This window comes from Marinobacter sp. B-21 (assembly GCF_056857895.1).
In genome coordinates this window covers 1-17,328 of record NZ_JBSXNZ010000073.1, presented here as the reverse complement: position 1 = coordinate 17,328, position 17,328 = coordinate 1, and the positions used below count along the sequence as shown (strand labels likewise).

The 17,328-nt window shown below is 47.1% G+C and carries 10 protein-coding genes; 5 read left to right on the top strand and 5 right to left on the bottom strand.

The window, feature by feature from the left end:
* Positions 1 to 132: 132 nt before the first annotated feature.
* The 5 genes from AC13C0_RS11075 to AC13C0_RS11055 all read left to right on the top strand — a co-directional run bounded on the left by AC13C0_RS11075 (position 133) and on the right by AC13C0_RS11055 (position 7,183).
* Positions 133 to 2,139 (top strand): DNA phosphorothioation-associated putative methyltransferase, encoded by a 2,007-nt coding sequence (locus AC13C0_RS11075; protein ID WP_482954385.1) that lies wholly within the window; start codon positions 133 to 135, stop codon positions 2,137 to 2,139.
* Positions 2,140 to 2,228: 89 nt separating this feature from the next.
* Positions 2,229 to 3,308: a DNA sulfur modification protein DndB gene (dndB, locus tag AC13C0_RS11070; protein ID WP_022992092.1), complete on the top strand. Its 1,080-nt coding sequence runs from the start codon at positions 2,229 to 2,231 to the stop codon at positions 3,306 to 3,308.
* A complete protein-coding gene (gene dndC, locus AC13C0_RS11065) occupies positions 3,305 to 4,825 on the top strand; it encodes a DNA phosphorothioation system sulfurtransferase DndC (RefSeq protein WP_288367006.1) in 1,521 nt (506 codons plus the stop codon). The genes dndB and dndC overlap by 4 nt, the downstream gene beginning before the upstream one ends.
* Positions 4,825 to 6,819, top strand: coding sequence for a DNA sulfur modification protein DndD (dndD, locus tag AC13C0_RS11060; RefSeq protein WP_328188347.1), 1,995 nt, complete (start codon positions 4,825 to 4,827; stop codon positions 6,817 to 6,819). Before dndC ends, dndD begins: the two co-directional genes overlap by 1 nt.
* 1 nt (position 6,820) lies before the next feature.
* Positions 6,821 to 7,183, top strand: a complete 363-nt coding sequence (locus tag AC13C0_RS11055; RefSeq protein WP_288367004.1) for a DndE family protein — start codon at positions 6,821 to 6,823, stop codon at positions 7,181 to 7,183.
* Between the two features lie 113 nt (positions 7,184 to 7,296).
* Here AC13C0_RS11055 and AC13C0_RS11050 read toward each other — a convergent pair whose 3' ends face one another.
* The 5 genes from AC13C0_RS11050 to dptF are packed head-to-tail and all read right to left on the bottom strand — an operon-like array spanning position 7,297 to position 17,086.
* Positions 7,297 to 8,508, bottom strand: a complete 1,212-nt coding sequence (locus tag AC13C0_RS11050) for a DGQHR domain-containing protein (protein WP_328188348.1) — start codon at positions 8,506 to 8,508, stop codon at positions 7,297 to 7,299.
* A 16-nt stretch (positions 8,509 to 8,524) separates the two neighbouring features.
* Entirely contained in the window at positions 8,525 to 9,070 is a 546-nt protein-coding gene (locus tag AC13C0_RS11045) for a hypothetical protein (protein ID WP_288367001.1), read from the bottom strand.
* Positions 9,071 to 14,179, bottom strand: coding sequence for a DNA phosphorothioation-dependent restriction protein DptH (gene dptH, locus AC13C0_RS11040; RefSeq protein WP_328188350.1), 5,109 nt, complete (start codon positions 14,177 to 14,179; stop codon positions 9,071 to 9,073).
* Positions 14,160 to 15,494: a DNA phosphorothioation-dependent restriction protein DptG gene (gene dptG, locus AC13C0_RS11035; RefSeq protein WP_328188352.1), complete on the bottom strand. Its 1,335-nt coding sequence runs from the start codon at positions 15,492 to 15,494 to the stop codon at positions 14,160 to 14,162. Before dptG ends, dptH begins: the two co-directional genes overlap by 20 nt.
* A complete protein-coding gene (gene dptF, locus AC13C0_RS11030) occupies positions 15,491 to 17,086 on the bottom strand; it encodes a DNA phosphorothioation-dependent restriction protein DptF (protein ID WP_328188354.1) in 1,596 nt (531 codons plus the stop codon). Before dptF ends, dptG begins: the two co-directional genes overlap by 4 nt.
* Positions 17,087 to 17,328 lie beyond the last annotated feature (242 nt).

Below are 17,328 nucleotides of genomic sequence, written 5' to 3'. Positions count from 1 at the left end.
AAATCCGGTCCATCCCCCAACAAATCGCTTCAGCTGGCGCTCATTGCAGCGATATCGTTACGATGATGCTGACCAAACCCCGCCCATGGCTTCGGCTGGAACTGGATTTTGGACTCTGCGGGGCTTAAGTTGATGACGTTGATGCAAAGCCTTGCGCGATATGGCTACCTTGATCAGACGAGGTCAGTCTTTGACTACGGGTGCGGCAAGGGCAACGATGTTCAGCTCCTAAAAGATAGCAATATAAACGTAGCTGGATGGGATCCTTATTATTCTCCCAGTGCAGAAAAGAAAACAGCAGACATCGTCAACCTAGGGTTCGTCATCAATGTTATTGAAGTGCCTGAGGAACGCCACCTCGTCCTGACCAGCGCCTATGAACTTGCGTCAGAAATCTTAGTCGTTTCTGCGATGCTGGAAAACGCAAATGCTCGGGGTGGACTGCCTTTCAGGGATGGTGTGCGCACCTCGCGAAACACTTTCCAAAAGTATTTTTCACAAGGCGAACTGGCAACTTACATTGAATCAGTGCTCAGAACAGAGCCTGTTCCGATAGCTCCGGGAATTTTTTACGCTTTCAAGACGGATGCAGCGAAGACTGACTTCCTGGCTAGAAAAAGCGTTAAACGAAGCCGCCCTCGACTACTTCGAGCGAAAAGACCGCTCAACAGCCAGAAACCTGAGCGCCGGGCACCGGCTAGTCTACGGAAGTATGAAAACAACAAGGATATTTTCGAAAAGTTGTGGAGCACTTGGCTAGATTTTGGCAGAAAACCCAAGCCAAGCGAGATCGAAAACCTCAATGACATTCGGAGATTTCTGGGCTCCTACCCAGCCGCATTGAGAATTCTTGAGACCGTCAAAGATGAGGAGGGAGCGTTAGCATTAGCGAGGGCTGAACAGGCGCGCAAGGACGATCTGATTGTTCAGTTTGCCGAACTACGATTCTTCCGGAGCGCTCCCCCACGCCCTATGCCTGACAAGCTCAAGGAAGATGTCAGACATTTTTGTGGGACCCTAGCGAATGCCCAAACAATCGGAGAAGATCATCTCGTTCAAGTATTAGATAAGAGTGCGATCCTGTCTGCTTGTATCGAAGCCTCTGAACAGGGCTTGGGGTGGCTGCATGACGATCACTCACTGCAACTACACACTGAGTTAATACCAAGATTGCCCCCAGTCCTCCGAATTTACATCACATGTGCATCTAGCCTATTCGGAGACCCAAGTTCTGCCGATCTAGTCAAAATCCACATCCGTTCCGGGAAGCTTTCCCTCATGAGTTACGACGACTTCTTCGGAAAGGCCATTCCGAAAATGCTCGTTCGCACTAAGATTAATTTGAGAAATCAGCGGATCGATGTTTACCAATACGGTGATGAGTTTGCCCCTCCCAACCTCTACCTGAAGAGCAGGTATATGCATGAGGATCAAGAAAACTATGCCGAACAATTGCGTTTTGATGAAGCGCTTGAACAACTGGGAGTTGGCGATTTTAGCGGCTTCGGCCCTCCTGACAGAGATTTTCAGAACGCGCTGCGCGACAAGAGATGGGCAATAGAAGGACACAGCCTGACAAGGAGTACCGAAATTCCGAACCTCGATCATCCCTGCGGCCAATACTTCAAATATCGCGACCTGATTGAATGCGGCGAAACGCAGAAGTCGCTTAAAATCGAGAATCACCCGCTCCAACCAGAGACTTACACCGCCCTCCTCGACCTAGCCAATAATCTTATCGATCCTATCGTGGACTATTTCGGCATGATCAAGCTCACTTATGGCTTTTGCTCGTCAGAACTGAGCAAAAATATACGGCGTAGGATCGCTCCGAAACTAGATCAGCACGCATCCCATGAACTGAACAGGTTAGGCAACCCCATCTGCATGCGCGGGGGCGCCGCAGTAGACTTTATCGTCGAAGATGAGGACATGTTCGAGGTCAGTCAATGGATCGCGGAAAACCTCGAATTCGATAGGATGTATTTCTATGGCCAAGACCGGCCAATTCACGTAAGTTTCAGCGAGACACCTGCCAAGCAGGTAACGGTGATGAAGCGAAGCTCTGCGAACGAACGACTAATCCCAAGATCTTACTCTCTCAACGATTTCATGGACTTAGATAACTCTCCAATCTGAAACCTCGCCCTGGCCACGTTGACCCGGAAGTTTATTTTGGGTAAATTAACTTCCATTCCAACTTTTAACTTCCATTCCCGGAGACCCTCATGGCCGAGTTCTCCCACACCTTCCCGGCAGCGAGAGGCGTTCAGTCCGGACGGCCTTGCTACGTGGCCATGTGCCCGTTACGACTAATACCAAAAATTTTCATCTTCGATGGGCAGGAGGTTCCTCCAGAACTGAGAGCCCAACGAGTATTGAATCGAACCCGAATACCAGACATTGTCAGCTATTTGGTCGACAACCCAACGGACTATACGCTTTCGGGAATCACAGCGTCTGTAGATGGTCAGGTCTCGTTTGAACCCAGTACCGACACAGGTATCGCTCAAAACCTGGGGCTACTGTCGATCCCCATGGATGCAAAAATCCTGATCAACGACGGCCAACACCGCCGTGAGGCCATCGTTCAGGCAATCGAACAAAATCCAGAACTCGGTTACGACAACGTCCCTGTGTTGTTCTTTATTGACGAAGGTCTGAAGCGCAGCCAGCAAATGTTCGCAGATCTCAACAAGCACGCTGTCCGGCCAAGCGACTCTATCAGCACGCTCTATGACCACCGGGATCACTTATCCGAACTAGCCCGAGTTGTTGCTCGTGAGGTGAAGGTATTCTCCCGGCTGACGGAAATGGAGAGGTCCAGCATATCCAACCGAAGCAGCAAACTTTTTACGTTGTCGGCTATCAAGAACGCCTCAAAGGCTCTGCTGATGAAAGGGAAGAGTGACCTAGTTAGCGAGGATGAGCAGCAGTTGGCAATTGAATACTGGAATGAAGTCGCGGCTAACATGAGAGACTGGCAACTCGCTCTGGAAAAGAAAGTAGCGACCTGCGAGCTCCGTGAGCAATACGTTCATGCTCATGGCGTCATGCTGCAGGCCATGGGCCAAATAGGCGCCGACCTTTTGTTCAAGCCAAAATCTCAGTGGAGCCGGATACTGCAAGGTCTTCAAGACATTGATTGGGCACGAGCTAACAATGAGTGGGAAGGTCGAGCAATGCATCACGGTCGCATTAGCAAGGCTCGCAGTAGCGTCGTCCTCACGGGCAACTACATCAAACAGCAATTAAGTGTTCCTCTCACCCCTTCCGAGCAGGAATACGAGGAGTCGCTTAAGACATGACTGCGCAGGAACAGTTCGTTTTCCCGGATCATCTATCCATGATTCAGGAGTTTTCTCTTGGCAACCGCCCTCTAGTGGACCTAGTGCGCGAAATTCAGAACATATATTGCTCTGACGACCGGCCCTGGATTATTGGCTTCAGTGGAGGAAAAGACTCTACTTGCGTTCTTTCCTTGATCTACATGGCACTACTGCAGCTTCCTGCCGAAAAGCGAACCAAACATGTTTATGTGGTCTCGTCTGACACCTTGGTTGAGACCCCTGTCGTGGTCGACATGATCAAGAGAGTAATAAAGCTGATTAATGAGGCAGCGCCGAAAGAGGGCCTACCTATAAGTGCACACAGTGTTGTGCCAAAGACAGATCAAACCTTTTGGGTGAATTTGCTCGGTCGTGGTTATCCTGCGCCAAATCAGACGTTCCGCTGGTGCACGGAACGAATGAAGATAGACCCTGTGAGCGAGTTTATACTCGATAAGGTCGCTAAATTTGGTGAGGCCGTTGTAGTGTTGGGCTCTCGCAGCCAGGAGAGTGCGTCTCGCGCCCAGGTTATCGCGAAACATAAAATCGATGGTTCTGCGCTTAGCCGCCACAGCTCTCTTCCAAACGCCTACACGTATATGCCCATCGAAAGCTGGTCCGCAGACGAAGTGTGGATGTACCTAATGAGTGCCCCATGCCCATGGGGAGGATCAAACCAAGAGTTGCTCGAATTGTACAAAGGGTCGAACCAAGGCGAGTGCCCGCTGGTAATCGATAAAAGTACGCCCTCGTGTGGGAACAGCCGTTTCGGGTGCTGGACGTGCACCGTTGTGACTGACGACAAAGCGCTGCATGGCCTTATCGAGTCGGGTGCCAATTGGATGAAGCCTTTGTTGGCGTTCAGAAACAAACTATACATGTCCCGCCAACCAGAAAACTCTGAGGAGTATCGCAACTTTCGGCGAAGAACAGGAAGGGTCTCTTACAACTCGGGCGACATCAGTGATGATAGTGTGCGAGAAGTGCGCCATATCCCGGGTCCCTATTGGCTGACCAAGCGACAAGAATTCCTCCGTGAATTGCTCACTATTGAGAAGGGAATTAACGAGAGTGGTGAGTCTATCGAACTGATTACTCGCCCCGAGTTACACATGATAAGAAGAGAATGGCTACGCGACCCAAATGAACCGGACTGGGAAGACTCCCTGCCACGGATTTATCGCGAAGTCTATGGAGAGGACCTTGACTGGGTAGAGGACGATGCTGGCGCATTTACACGAGCAGATTCCGAAACACTTGAGAGGCTCGCAGAAAAATACGGTGTTCCATCAGCGCTTGTTCGCAAGATGCTGGAAGCAGAACTTCAAGTATCGGGTCTAGGCAATCGAAGGGGCATACTGAACAGCCTGGAGAGTATCCTCCAAAGAGATTGGGAGGATCTCGACGCGATCAATGAGCGCAACCATTCCTTTCGTAAGCGTGGCAAATCATACGTTGAGGAAGTGAAAGACGAATTTTCAGAGTTTTTGAACTAATGCTGATTAAAGAGCTTACGCTTACCGACTTTCGAGTCTACGAAGGGAAAAACTCCTTCAACCTCACGCCCGAAAAGCGTGCGGCCAAAACACGGCCCATCATTCTTTTTGGCGGTTTAAATGGCGCGGGTAAAACAAGCATCCTTTTGGGCGTAAGGTTGGCGCTCTACGGACGTTTGTGTCTGGGCAGTGCAGTTTCCCAAAAGCGCTATGATGAGTTTCTGCTCGACGCCATCCATCACTCAAGAGAGACTGGTCGCTCTGCCAACTCTTCGTCTGTTGAGCTCAAATTCACTTACGCAAAGCTCGGAACGGAAAGCCAGTACCACGTTAAGCGTGAATGGGAACGAAAGGGCAAAGGCGTTAAGGAAACACTCACTGTCTTGGAGAATGATACGCCTATTAAAGGTCTGAGCTACGAGCAAGCTCAGAATTTTCTGAATGAACTGATACCTGCAGGTGTATCCGACTTATTCTTTTTTGATGGTGAGAAAATCGCCCAACTAGCTGATGATTCCGGAGGAATAGCCCTCGAACAGTCTATCAAGAAATTACTCGGGCTCGACGTCGTGGAACGGCTCTCCGGCGATCTCACTGTTCTTAATCGGAACCTGGCTAAACGATCGTCAGCTCAGGAAATGCAGGCACAAATCGATGCTGAACAGTCCAAACTGACAAACTGTCGGAAGCAAGCTGAGATCGTCCGTCAAGAGATCTCAACCATCCTCGCTCAGCGCGCTGAGTTACAAGACCGCGCGAACAGACTCCAAAAAGACATCGATGATCGGGGGGGGCATTTCTCCACATCTCGGGCTCAGCTAGAAGCCAGATTGAGTCAGCTCCAAAGCGAGCGAGATAACTTAATATCCGACATCAATGTCCTTATATCCGGCGCCGCACCCATTGCCTTGGCAGAGGACTTTTGCCGAAGAACTAAAGAGCAGATTGAGCAAGACCTCCAGCTTCAGGGGCTTTTGCAGGAACACAGAATCCACAACGAATACCGAACACACCTGGAAGACGCTCTCGATTCAAAGCTGGCACCCGATTCTTTGGCTATCGTGCTCGCTGAGATAGATAAACTGGGCAACTCCCATCAAGACCTCGAATCCCAGACTTTGGTTCACGACTTAACGCCCTCTCAAGCAGGGAAAATATACTCAACATTCGAGGATGCTAGTAGACAGCGGCAGGATTTGATTAGATTGTTTGATGCTCTGGAGCGTATCGAAGCAGAACTCGATGAAATTGGGGCGTCTCTGGCCCGCGCTCCGGACGATTCTTTGATTGCCTCTGATTTCGAAAACTTGCAGCAGCTACAGCAAAAACTTGGCAGGTTAGATGCTGAAATCGAGTCAGCGCGGGCGAAAGGAAAAGACGCAGCTAATGAAGCCGTCGAAATAGCCCGCCGGCTTGACCGACTTTACGAAACTGCTGCGAAGCTGAGCGACCAAAAGAGAGTTATCGACTACGTCAACAACGCCAATGGCTTGCTCGCGGACTATGTCGATCAGACAGCGACCGCCAAGGTTCGAGACCTTGAAATCCAGTTCACCGAGTGCTTTGCCAAACTAGCTCGGAAAGAGGACATGGATCTACAAATTCGGATCAACCCAAAGACCTTCCACGTAGAACTATTGACCGGTAACGGGCGGACGATAGCGAAAGACGAGCTTTCAGCTGGTGAAAAACAGATATTTGCAATTGCTGTTCTTGAGGCGCTTGCAAAAACCTCCGGACGTCAGTTGCCTATGATCGTCGATACTCCATTAGGGAGGCTAGACTCCGAGCACAGAACCAAGCTGATAGAAGGCTATTTCCCTATCGCAAGCCACCAGATGATTGTGCTCTCTACAGACACTGAGGTGGATGAATCATTCTATTCTGATCTCGCACCCGACATATCCCGGGCCTATAAGCTCGAATATGATTCAAAAGCCGGAGCGACTCGCGTCCGTGAAGGTTATTTTTGGCACCAAAAGGAGGCGAGCTGAGATGTTTCCCACCCGCATTCAGTTGAGTAAAAAGACCTGGGATAGGCTGCAGTTCTTGCAAACAAAAACGCGCCTCACTCCTAATGTGCTGGCACGCACAGCTATTTCGCTTGCGCTGCGCGATACACGTACCGCTACAATAAATGACACCAGACCCGAACAGGTTCACGTTATCAATCGTGACGTTCTTTTTGGTGATCAGGAACATGCTTATGAAGCTATGATCAAGCAGTTTTGCTCAGAGCAAGGAGTCGACACCGATCCTCAAAACATTATCCGCTCTTTAATCGATAGCGGATTACACAAAATGGGGCACATCAAGAATCTCATAGATATGCATAGTATCTTCTCCAGAAGCTTTTGACACACCAGAAATAAGTTTAACTATACGATGTCACCTTTTGATGCATGAGCTCTATAAAGGTAACATCATTCTTTCCCGATTATCAGAAAGTGCAGCTAGGATCGAGTCTTGAATTAGCGCTGACGATATTGCTCAGCTTTATCGCTGAGCTCATTTTCTGCCTCTTCCCTGAGCTCCATTTCCGCGAAGGGCTTGTCGAGAACAAAATGCAACAGCATTCTCAAAAGCCGGTTTTGCCCTTTGGTGCTTGACGGAAAGAACTCAGTGTCTTCTAGATTGATAACCTTTGCTTTTCGAAGTAAGACCGGAAACTCGTCAATCGTATCCTTGTCGACTCCGTATTTTAAAAGCATCTCGTTTAACAGCTGAAACAGCGCTGATATGCCAATTGTTTTCACGAAAACGTGATCCGAGTGATCCTTTATATCAAATATTGACCCAACAGCATTAAAAAAAGCACTTATAACTTGCTCTATCGCCTTATCATTTTTAACCCTAAAATACTCTCGCATTGAAAACGATTCGTCAGCTTTTATAGCTTTCCTCCCAGCCAACCCCCACATAGTTTTTTTGTTAATTTCATACCTATCAAGTCTTGGATTTCTACTTATCAACCTCAAAACACCATCAACAAAAGCCGCAGTGGAAATAACCCAATTACCCTTAGGTACATTTTTTTCCTTTAACCTGAAATTAATATGGCCACAAAAAAACTCGCCGGGAGTGATAGCGAAATATCGACACAGATTTATCGCGAGCAAATCTGGAGACCAAATTTCCGAATCCAAACGATCTAGCTGGTAGCCAAATAAATTGTACGCGAGACTTTTATCTACTGGCGATTGATTAAAGTTCACGGTCGCAAACACCGAAGCCTGAAGAGATGGCGGCAAATCAAGATAAAGAGAACAATTAAGATCAAAATCTTCGGTCGCATACTCAAATCCAAATAGACGATGCTGACCGTCGACAATAGAGCAAACAATTTTATCTGAAGGAACAATCAGCTTGTAAAGATTCAGACCTTCATCAACGGCCTCAACTCGCCATTGGTCATCTTCTTCCGCGAGCCTGTCATCCTCATAATAATTAGCCGCGATTATTATAGATGATGGGAACATAGCGTCATCGCTATCGATAAACTCACCGATCTCTTTCAAACGCTCTCGCCTAAGCTTGCGTTGTGCACCCGTTATTTCTGCACCATCAAAAGATGCGGACTTTGAATAAGCTCTCTGTAAAATAAACTTCGAATTGAGTCGCACTGAATAAAAGGAACCAAATGGCTGATCAACCCTTATTGCCAGAAACTCATTTACACTCAACGGAATTTTCCCCACTTTAGATCCCTTTGCCTTGAATTACTGAGCTGTCTGACAGTGCTCCTGAAAGTTTCCCCGAGACCTCGTCTTGATCGAAATTAAACTCTTCCTTTTTTATTGTAAAACTCATCCAGATGGAAATGGTTAACAACAGACTAACCCAAAGGTGCCAAGTTGTCCCCCGAGGTTCTTTTAGAGCCCAGAAAGCAAGCAAAATTGCCAAGAACCAAATGAACATAGCAAATGAGTGTATAGACTTACTATCCGGGTCTTTTAGATCTTCATTTTTTACGAAATATTCAGCAGCGACCGTACCAAGAACACTTACGACATACATAAATATTGCAATATTGTCATAGGTTATGTTACTGGAAAGCTTTGAGGCTGGCGCACTGACATCTAACTGGAAAACCACAGGGATCCAAATCCCCATGGTCCCGATTCCAAGGCACACCACGGAGAAAAAAACAAAATGCGCAGACTTAAGTATATGAAAAAAGGTCGAGGCGCATGATAGAAATACCTTTTTGTACATATCAACTAATTCTAAAAAATTATCTTTCAATTACTTGATCTCCCAAAAGGCCAAATCTTTAACTTTAACCACTTTCTTTTTCCCATCCACACACAAGCTGACGTGTTTATCAAGCTTTCTTATCTGGCTCATAAAGTACTCCTCGTCTTGCTTGCTCTGTGTATTGAAGATGGCCTTTATCTCCTGCGATTTAATATTGGCGACCTGGTGAATCACCCAAGATAGGATAAGCGTTGAGTAGTCATTGTCGCCGGTTTTGAAGTGCGTCAATTCCTGTGTCGAAAGGATAGTCCCAACTCCAAACTCCCGTCCCTCCTTCAAAATCTTCTTGAGGCTCTCGAAGTCTTGAGACATAAAATTATCGGCTTCGTCGACCAGTATCATTTTAGAGATCTGACGAAAATTACCGTCTAGTTTCGAGCTACCTTGCTGATGCATCTGTGTATAGAAGAGATCTAACGTGAGTGCGACGACGAGGTTCTGGATGGTGCGATCGTAACCCGAAAGATTGATGACGGTAACACCATCGATGAGGTCATAGAGTGACAGGGTCTTGCTCGTATCCGGTTCAAAAATTTCATAGGCAGATAGCACTTCGAGCGCCGCGTATAAAGAGTCATGGTCGATCTTCTCCTGCTCCTGATACGCTGCCCAGACATCCTCCAGAGTCGGAGCGGGCCTACTCCAAGTGCTTTCATCATTTGAGTAAATGCCGGCGGCTTCATAGGCGTCCCGGATCACCGTGCGCAATTTGCTTTGCTGCTTTACGCCAAGGTTATAAGACTTGGACATCGACGAAATGAACTGACCAGCAACATGCACCGGTAGCTTTTTCTTGTCTCCAAACAAGGCGAACGGGTTGAAAGGCAAGCAGTCAAGTTCGAAAACCTTGGCATTAGTGGCCTGAACAAAATCGTCTTTAACGTAGTCAGCCTTGTAGTCGAAGATCAGTATCCCTATTGGGGCTCCGTCAACGTTATGATTCTGATTTCGAACAAGCTGAGTAATCAGCGACTTAGTGAATTGGGTCTTCCCTGTGCCCATCGTGCCAATAATTCCGGTATTCGTATTGAAGAGCTTTTCGGTATTCGTGGGCTCCCAATAGACTACCTCACCGCTTTGAACGTCCTTGCCAAACTCTACCCTGAGCGGCTCGGCAGGTGCCACAGGTTCGGAATCGCCCACCTTCTCTTCAGAAGTATCATCAGCCGCAGCGGGGAAGACACCGCTATCATGTTTTGAAAATGGGTACACGACCATTTCCGCCTTAGTGGGGGCAGGCTTCTTCGCTTCATCCTCTTTTGTGCCTGCAAGTTGTTGCTCTGTGAAAGGCTGCAGAAAATACTCTTTGGGCACATGAAGGAGTGACGAGTTGTCGATTTTCGCTCTAAGGTCTTGGTAAGGGGTCCTTACTAGCTCATCCAGTAGCCCCATCGGTATTTCAGCCTGAAGAACTTCTTCAGCTATCTCATACTTCTCTTCAAAACAGGACTCATTGTTGATGTGAGCTACTACCATTGCACCGGGATAATTCGGGAGCTGACCGATCCCATACTGGCCTTCTAACCATTCTTCGCGATGGTTTAAGAAATCCTCGAAATGGTTATCCTCGAAAACTCGATACAACTGATACTTCTCGATTTGCAGAAGCACTTGGCGAATGAATAGCCCGCGATAGAGACGCGACGCAAGCGTGTCCGGTCCCAAGAGGTCTTCTTCCATGTATCGTTTCAACTCAACCGCCTGGTCTCTCGCCTTGGAGAAATCAGGGCGGCCCCCAGCTTTTACCTCCACAGGTAGCAGGTAGAGTTGGCCTTCCTTAAAACCTGCGAACAAGATATCGTCAGAGATTGCACCTTTTTTGATCTTGCGATTGTGGCGCGAGAAATCACTATCCGTCATCGCAAGGCCAATATTGCCGGCCACTCTGATCATTTCAGCGACAGAGATAGGGATCCAGGTGATATCTGACTGAGCCAAAAGGGTACTAACGATTTTATAGGCGCCGATAATGCCTTCTTTCGCAATCTTTTCTTTCGAGTGGTCGGTAATCAGTCTGAGCAGCCATTCACCATTGAACGCATTGAACTCTCGAATCAATTCATTGCCAGCATTGCCCAAGACATTCTTATAAAGGTCAACTTGCTTGGTTACGGTGATCGCGTCATAACCCGACGAGCTTGTGTATTGGTCGGAGTAGTGGATGAGAATCACGCCTTCGGTGGCTTCAAAGAACTTCAGCGTGACCTTTGGATCTATGATGGTCGTCCATACTGAACTATCGTATGAGCGCTCCAGCAAGGACATAAACTCCTGACTCACTGCGAGGCTCGTGGCCGAATGATCATGATAGACATCGTTCTTGGACTGAGAGGGGCGCCAAAGCGTTCCTATTAACTTAGCCAACTTCAAGTGCAGTAAAGAGCTGTAATCGACACCTTTCAGGCCAAAAGCCGTGAAGTATCGGTCACCCTCGCTCCTCGAAGACTCACCTGACAACAGTCCAGCGCAGGCAACACCCGAAACGTGCTCATCAATATTGTTGTCCACAGCTTCCACTTTCTGATCATTCTTAAAAAATGTCAGATGAGCATAAGCTTGCTCTTCCACGTGGCTATGCTGAAACTTGCTAAACGTTAGCCTGGTCCGCAGTAGATCGATTACCGCGTCGGCATTGCGACGTGCAGCCCCCTTATCGAGCCCGTACCGTTCCTTGATTTCGTCATACATCCCCATCTCAGCGAAAACATCAAACTCAGTCTCGACTAACTTCTCGTCGTAGAGATTGACGTGTATGTGACGGCCGCCGAGCAAGTTCGCCTGATAGTAGGACACCAGCCCTCTGAATAACTCTGAGTTTTCTGCGTTGTTGACAGAGTTTATTAACAGAGGGGCGTCATCGACCTGGCGGAATAGCTGCTCAAATGTAGACGTGAACTCCTCGATTTTGTGCTTTACAAGGTTTATCACAAAATCAAAGCTTGTATCCTGATGTGGCACTATCTCCAACCAGAGGGGGTTCTCTGGCACAGCCTGTGTATAACTGTAACGATTGTCTCTGTCGAAAAGGTGAGGGAGTAATCCCCGTGCGTTTAATCGGCCTTTCGTAACCTCTGGTAATTCGCGAAAGCTACGCGCTTCACCATCTTCAACGATTTCTTCAACCAAACTCAGATAGTAGGCCATGACCAGCGGATGGAACGGAGTAAAAAATCGACGCTCCTCCACTGTTGCCAGCCCAATGCGAATCACCAGCCGTTCAGAGCTATCGAGCGGCTTCCCCTTCTTAATTTTTTCCAAGTACTCAACGGAAGCCAGAACATACTCTTTACCTAGGGCAACAAGTTCAGGCCCCCAGCTAGCCAGCGAGGGCAACGTCTTACGCTGTTGAAAGTAAGAAACAAGGGCGGCATAGGCTTGATATATTCTGTCGTCGGCGAGCGAAAGGTTTGAAAGTGGAATTCCTTTGCGTCGATCATTGTCCCATTCGATGCACTCTTCATTAACGAAGGCAGACTCTGCCTGGAGCAAGGCTTTTCGGAAGAACACTGGCTCCGATTCTTGGCTATCGAAGACGACGGTCTCTTTCCCTGGCCGATACACACCATTGAAGTTATCGTCTTTAAAAAGCCTGGCAAACCGACTTGGATCAAAAATCACTGGTAGCCGCAGTGCTTCTTTGCTCGGTTCTCCTTCAACGAGTACAAAGAGAGACCTGTCCCCATTCGTCAGGGTGAAATTAACTTCGTCAGACTCATCGTAGAGCTGCTCGAAATCGATCTTTCCCACTGAATTTACGTCAATTGTTTCACCGCTGTCGGATAACACGGTCTCAGGGGTGACGTCAGGATTAACGTCAAGGCAATGTTGGTCTGCCTGGAGTACGAGTGCTCTTCTCCTTCTATCGATGAGAAAGCGATTCTCAAAGGCCGAAAGATAAAAGACCCCCTGTTGCACTACCAGGCAATGAAAGCTGTATTTTTCGTTCGAAGAATCTCGATTGAGTCTCAGACTAAAAAACTCTGGTTCACCACTACATGGTCCGGAGATAGTGAAGGTCGACTTGTCACCTCTAAAAGAGAAGTCAATGTCAATGACGTCGGACATGGCTCTTGGCGTAACCAAAAGCTCCTTTTTTTCTAATCGCTGACCAACGAACTTGATCTTGAAGCTGAACAGGTCCTGACCACTCGGAACCTCAATAATCAGATGCTTATCTCGCCTACCCGCCGAGGTGTCTTTCTTATCTCTTACGTCGATTTGGCAGCCATTAACCTCGATTCCTTCATAATCGAGAGTCAGCTTTTTCTGAAGCTCCTCTTCGTCTCGAAACTCTTGGTAGTTGAGCTCGGTCCAGGGAACTTCGGCTCCTTCTCCAAAATGTTCTTGTATGAATTTTGATCCAAACTTTGTCAGCTTGTCTTCCAAGTCATTCGGGAAATGCTCAACGGCAAACTCAATCTCTTCCCTCAGCTGGCGATTCGACTCCAGTCGGCGCGCTACCTGCTTCTCGTTCGAATTGCTTAACACCTGCGGGTCGTTGAACAGCCCTAGCTCCTGGAATCGCAGGTCTCCGTCTAGCAATGCATCATGGAGGTGTCGAAATCCGAATACACTGGAGCCTTCTTCTGTGATTATCCGGGCTTGGTGCTCTAAGAGACACCGGGAAGCAACTTGATTCTGAAGCCCACCAGATATCATGAGATCCAGCTCATTTTTTGTTTGATTAGGCGACCAAACAGCGTCGCCCTGGGCCAGGTCGAACGCACTATTAATCAAAGTATCAAGAAGGCTGTTATGTACGATTAGCAAAGCGCACCCCTCGAAAGGGGGCATCTCAGCTGCCACAGTATCCCGAAGGTTTGATATGTAGTTTTCCGTGTAGCAACCATTCTGAATATCAGGCTGCTCCAAATGCCCGGTCACCAACAAACGTACATCATTAATCTGGAGATATGAAAGTTCGTGCTCGCCATAACGTAGTCGACCATCACACTGTTCTAACAACTCCGAAACAAGACGTACCGTATTTTCCGGGTCTGGTGATTTGAACTGATACCGGGCGCCCGCTTCTATCCGGGACTGAAGCCAACCACGTAGATTACTTACCAAGAAGGCTTCAAAGTGTTTTTCGGACATAAACCGCATCTCCGCTATCGCTCATTCGCTCGACGTTACCAATTCGCTCCAAAAACCTGATGATCGCTTGCTCTGACTGTCTGTCGAACCAGACCCCACGTTTTCTAAACTCCTGAAGCAGCTCTTGGAACTGAATCTGCTTTCTGCTGCCGATAGCCAGGTTTGTGAGAAGGAGTAGATAATCTTGAGAAATTGTCAGCACTCTTCCTGAGCGCCCCCTCACCTGGACAAAGTGTGGAGCAATTTCATTCTCAAATGCGTTCACAAATTTATTGTTTACAGCGTGTTGGTTCGTACCTTTTGTCCCAAAAATTTCCTTGGCAGTTCTACTGAGTATCTCAATCAGTTCTTTCGTTGATTGAGGATATTCTTCAAGAGGTGGAAATTTTCTTTTTTCTCGATATTTTTCGCAGAACCTTATCAGCGAGCTATTAATGCTATTACGCTGTAACGTATCCATCTCGTTTATATCTAAAAAAATCTTCCAAAGAGGAAACTTTATCGCTTTCCTATTCTTCGGTTGATTCAGATATTCAAGCATAGAAAGAACCGGGAATAGATCGAAAGCTTTCGTCCTCAGGTGACGAAAAGCTTCTCTAACCTTATTCCGCTCTAAGCTAGCCTTCTCGGTATCAAGAATGAAAAAAAGTGGTTTACTAGCAGGCTGCTCCGTCCAACCATTGATGTTCAATGCCAACTGGGAGCTATATAAAAAGGTATAAAGGCTAAAAAATGCTCTAAGGTTGTCTAAGAAATATCCGGGGTGCTCCAAAAGAAAGCCAAGATCCTGGGAAAAGAGCTCTGACATAAATGGCAAATAAGGCCTCTCAACGGGATCCTCTTTACAATCAGTCAATTGCTGTTGGAACGCTTCAACAAGCTCTTGCTCTAAGAAATTCACTTCACTGCTGAGTTTTGGAAATCTTCGATTCGAGTCACGAATGAAGCCGATAAAAACTTGCGCAACATGTTTATTAGTAGATGCCTCAGCCTGAGCGGCTTTGGCAATTAGAAATTCCGGAGAAACTTTAAACAAACCTACCGCTTCATTATCGAAATACATTTTTTCAATAAGAGGGAAAATTTCTTGGTCCGTCAGCTTATACTGTAAGCGACTATAAACTGAGGACTTAAAACTCTCTAACGTTGAGCCTTTCTCAAGCCGCTTTTGAAAAGCCACCGTCAAAATGCTTCCAGCTATTGCTTCGAAATCAAGGCCAGACGACTGAGACCGAAATGGCAGAAAATGGTTAACGAAGTTTTTGTTCTGAATTTCTTGTTCATCCAGCGCAAACAAGTTATCGGAAATACTCACTCGACACCTCCGACAACGATCTCACTGTCTTCAACTTCATTCGTAAGATAAACGTGTTGTCTACCATCCGAAAGCATCAGCTTGTTTGAACGAATGACGACTTTTATTACGTCGTCGACGATCTCCTCCAAAATCACAATCGTATTCTTATCGTGCTTATTCGGCCTGTACCCATCGTTTATTTTAGAAACCAGCTCAAGAAAACTAAGGTTTACATTAAACGTTTGAAGTGGTTCATCAGCAACCTTAAGGCAAACCGGAAACTCGTGGATATTTGCCATCTCTTCATTTTCAATTCTTTTGAGGTCAGGCTTAATATCGGCTACTGCCGAAATAAAGGCGCCGTTTCTGGAGCACAAAAATAAATGCTGTTTTGCAGTTAATGACGGATCCAACCTGTTTCCGAATCGAACCAATGCATATACAAGCTCATCCTTATAGAAACTTCTCAGCTTTTGACGCTCCTCAGCGCTTCCATCATAGCTTTTATGTAAACGCCAAATCTCAATGTATCTGTCGTAAAGTGGTTGTTCAAAATCCTTTTTGAAACGTTGATGAAAGTTATTCCCAATGGCGATATCCTGAAACAGATAGAAAAATCGCAACCAACCAGCCGACTCAATGTCGACTATGCCAAGGGTTTCCTGCACTGAATTCTGGAACTCATCGAAAGCCTCTTCTCTGATACCTAGAGGATGCTGAATGAGGAACTGATCAATATTCCGAGACCTAATCGTGCATGGGTCAAAATGGCTGATAACGTCACTCAAGTCATTGTGACCAGCCACAAATAGATTGTTGAAAAGCAAGCTGGGGCCGCAAATCAAATGGTGAACGAAATCGAGCAGAGCCCGCGCAGAAAGAAATTGATCAAATTTTAATCTAGCAGAAAGAAGCAAGTGGACTATCCGATCACGCACCTGCTCGTGTTTGAGTAACTCATAGTTCAGAGTCAGAGTGCTGGGATTCGTTCGCACCGCATCCAGATATGCAAGATGTAGCGGATTTTTTTCATTGGAGGCAACTACGCGCGAAAACAGTTCACTGATAAAGCTCGATCCGGTCTTTCCGTCCTCAATACTGAATTTCGGATACTGTTCAAAGTTAAGGAACTTGTATGAGACTGAAATTTCGTCCCCACTTTGGAGGTAGGATTCAATGGCACTCCTGATGTTTTCGTGGCGGGGATGTCCTTGAGATGCAAAGTTAAATAGCATCCCGACATTTATTCCAATGACCAGCGGCTTGTCCGACTCACGATGCTCGTCAAAGAGCTGATCTAACGCTTCAATTGCATCTTGGTCGGGTTTAAACGCATGAGTAGCATCTAGGTGAAACCTGATTCTGTCCGAGTAGGTCTCGTAATAGCGTTTTAGAATTTCAGACTTTCCGTCACCGGAAGAGCCACACAAGAAGATGACACTTTTTGACGAAAGGTTCGAATTCAGAAGGTCTCTGAAGTCTTTCTCAATCCTCGTTTCGACGTAGAGGTACTCTTTGAGCTCGTTTTGCTCTTTTTGTCCCGCCCCCAGCGTTGTAACCGCTTGAGCTGACGACCGAGCCAGGGTGTCAAGCAACCGTTTGAACTGCACGCTATGTCCTTAACCGTTCGGTGGTACCGCGAGTGATTATAATTTTTAGAAAAACGACCAAAGGTCATTGAGGCTACCATAGCGAGATTTCACGAGGGAAGCTAGTGTCCCTTAACAAAAGTTCGTCTTATTATTGAGCTTGTCAGATAGGCGCGCGATTGACTCAATGATTTGATCGGCGGTTTTACGCCAGACAAACGGTTTGGGATCGTCATTATACGTTGCAAGGTAGTCCTTGATTG

Bases quoted from the DNA above. Each gene is read 5' to 3' on its own strand.
- dptH (WP_328188350.1), bottom strand. From the start codon at position 14,179: ATGTCCGAAAAACACTTTGAAGCCTTCTTGGTAAGTAATCTACGTGGT.
- dndC (WP_288367006.1), top strand. From the start codon at position 3,305: ATGACTGCGCAGGAACAGTTCGTTTTCCCGGATCATCTATCCATGATT.
- AC13C0_RS11075 (WP_482954385.1), top strand. From the start codon at position 133: ATGACGTTGATGCAAAGCCTTGCGCGATATGGCTACCTTGATCAGACG.
- dndD (WP_328188347.1), top strand. From the start codon at position 4,825: ATGCTGATTAAAGAGCTTACGCTTACCGACTTTCGAGTCTACGAAGGG.
- AC13C0_RS11055 (WP_288367004.1), top strand. From the start codon at position 6,821: ATGTTTCCCACCCGCATTCAGTTGAGTAAAAAGACCTGGGATAGGCTG.
- dndB (WP_022992092.1), top strand. From the start codon at position 2,229: ATGGCCGAGTTCTCCCACACCTTCCCGGCAGCGAGAGGCGTTCAGTCC.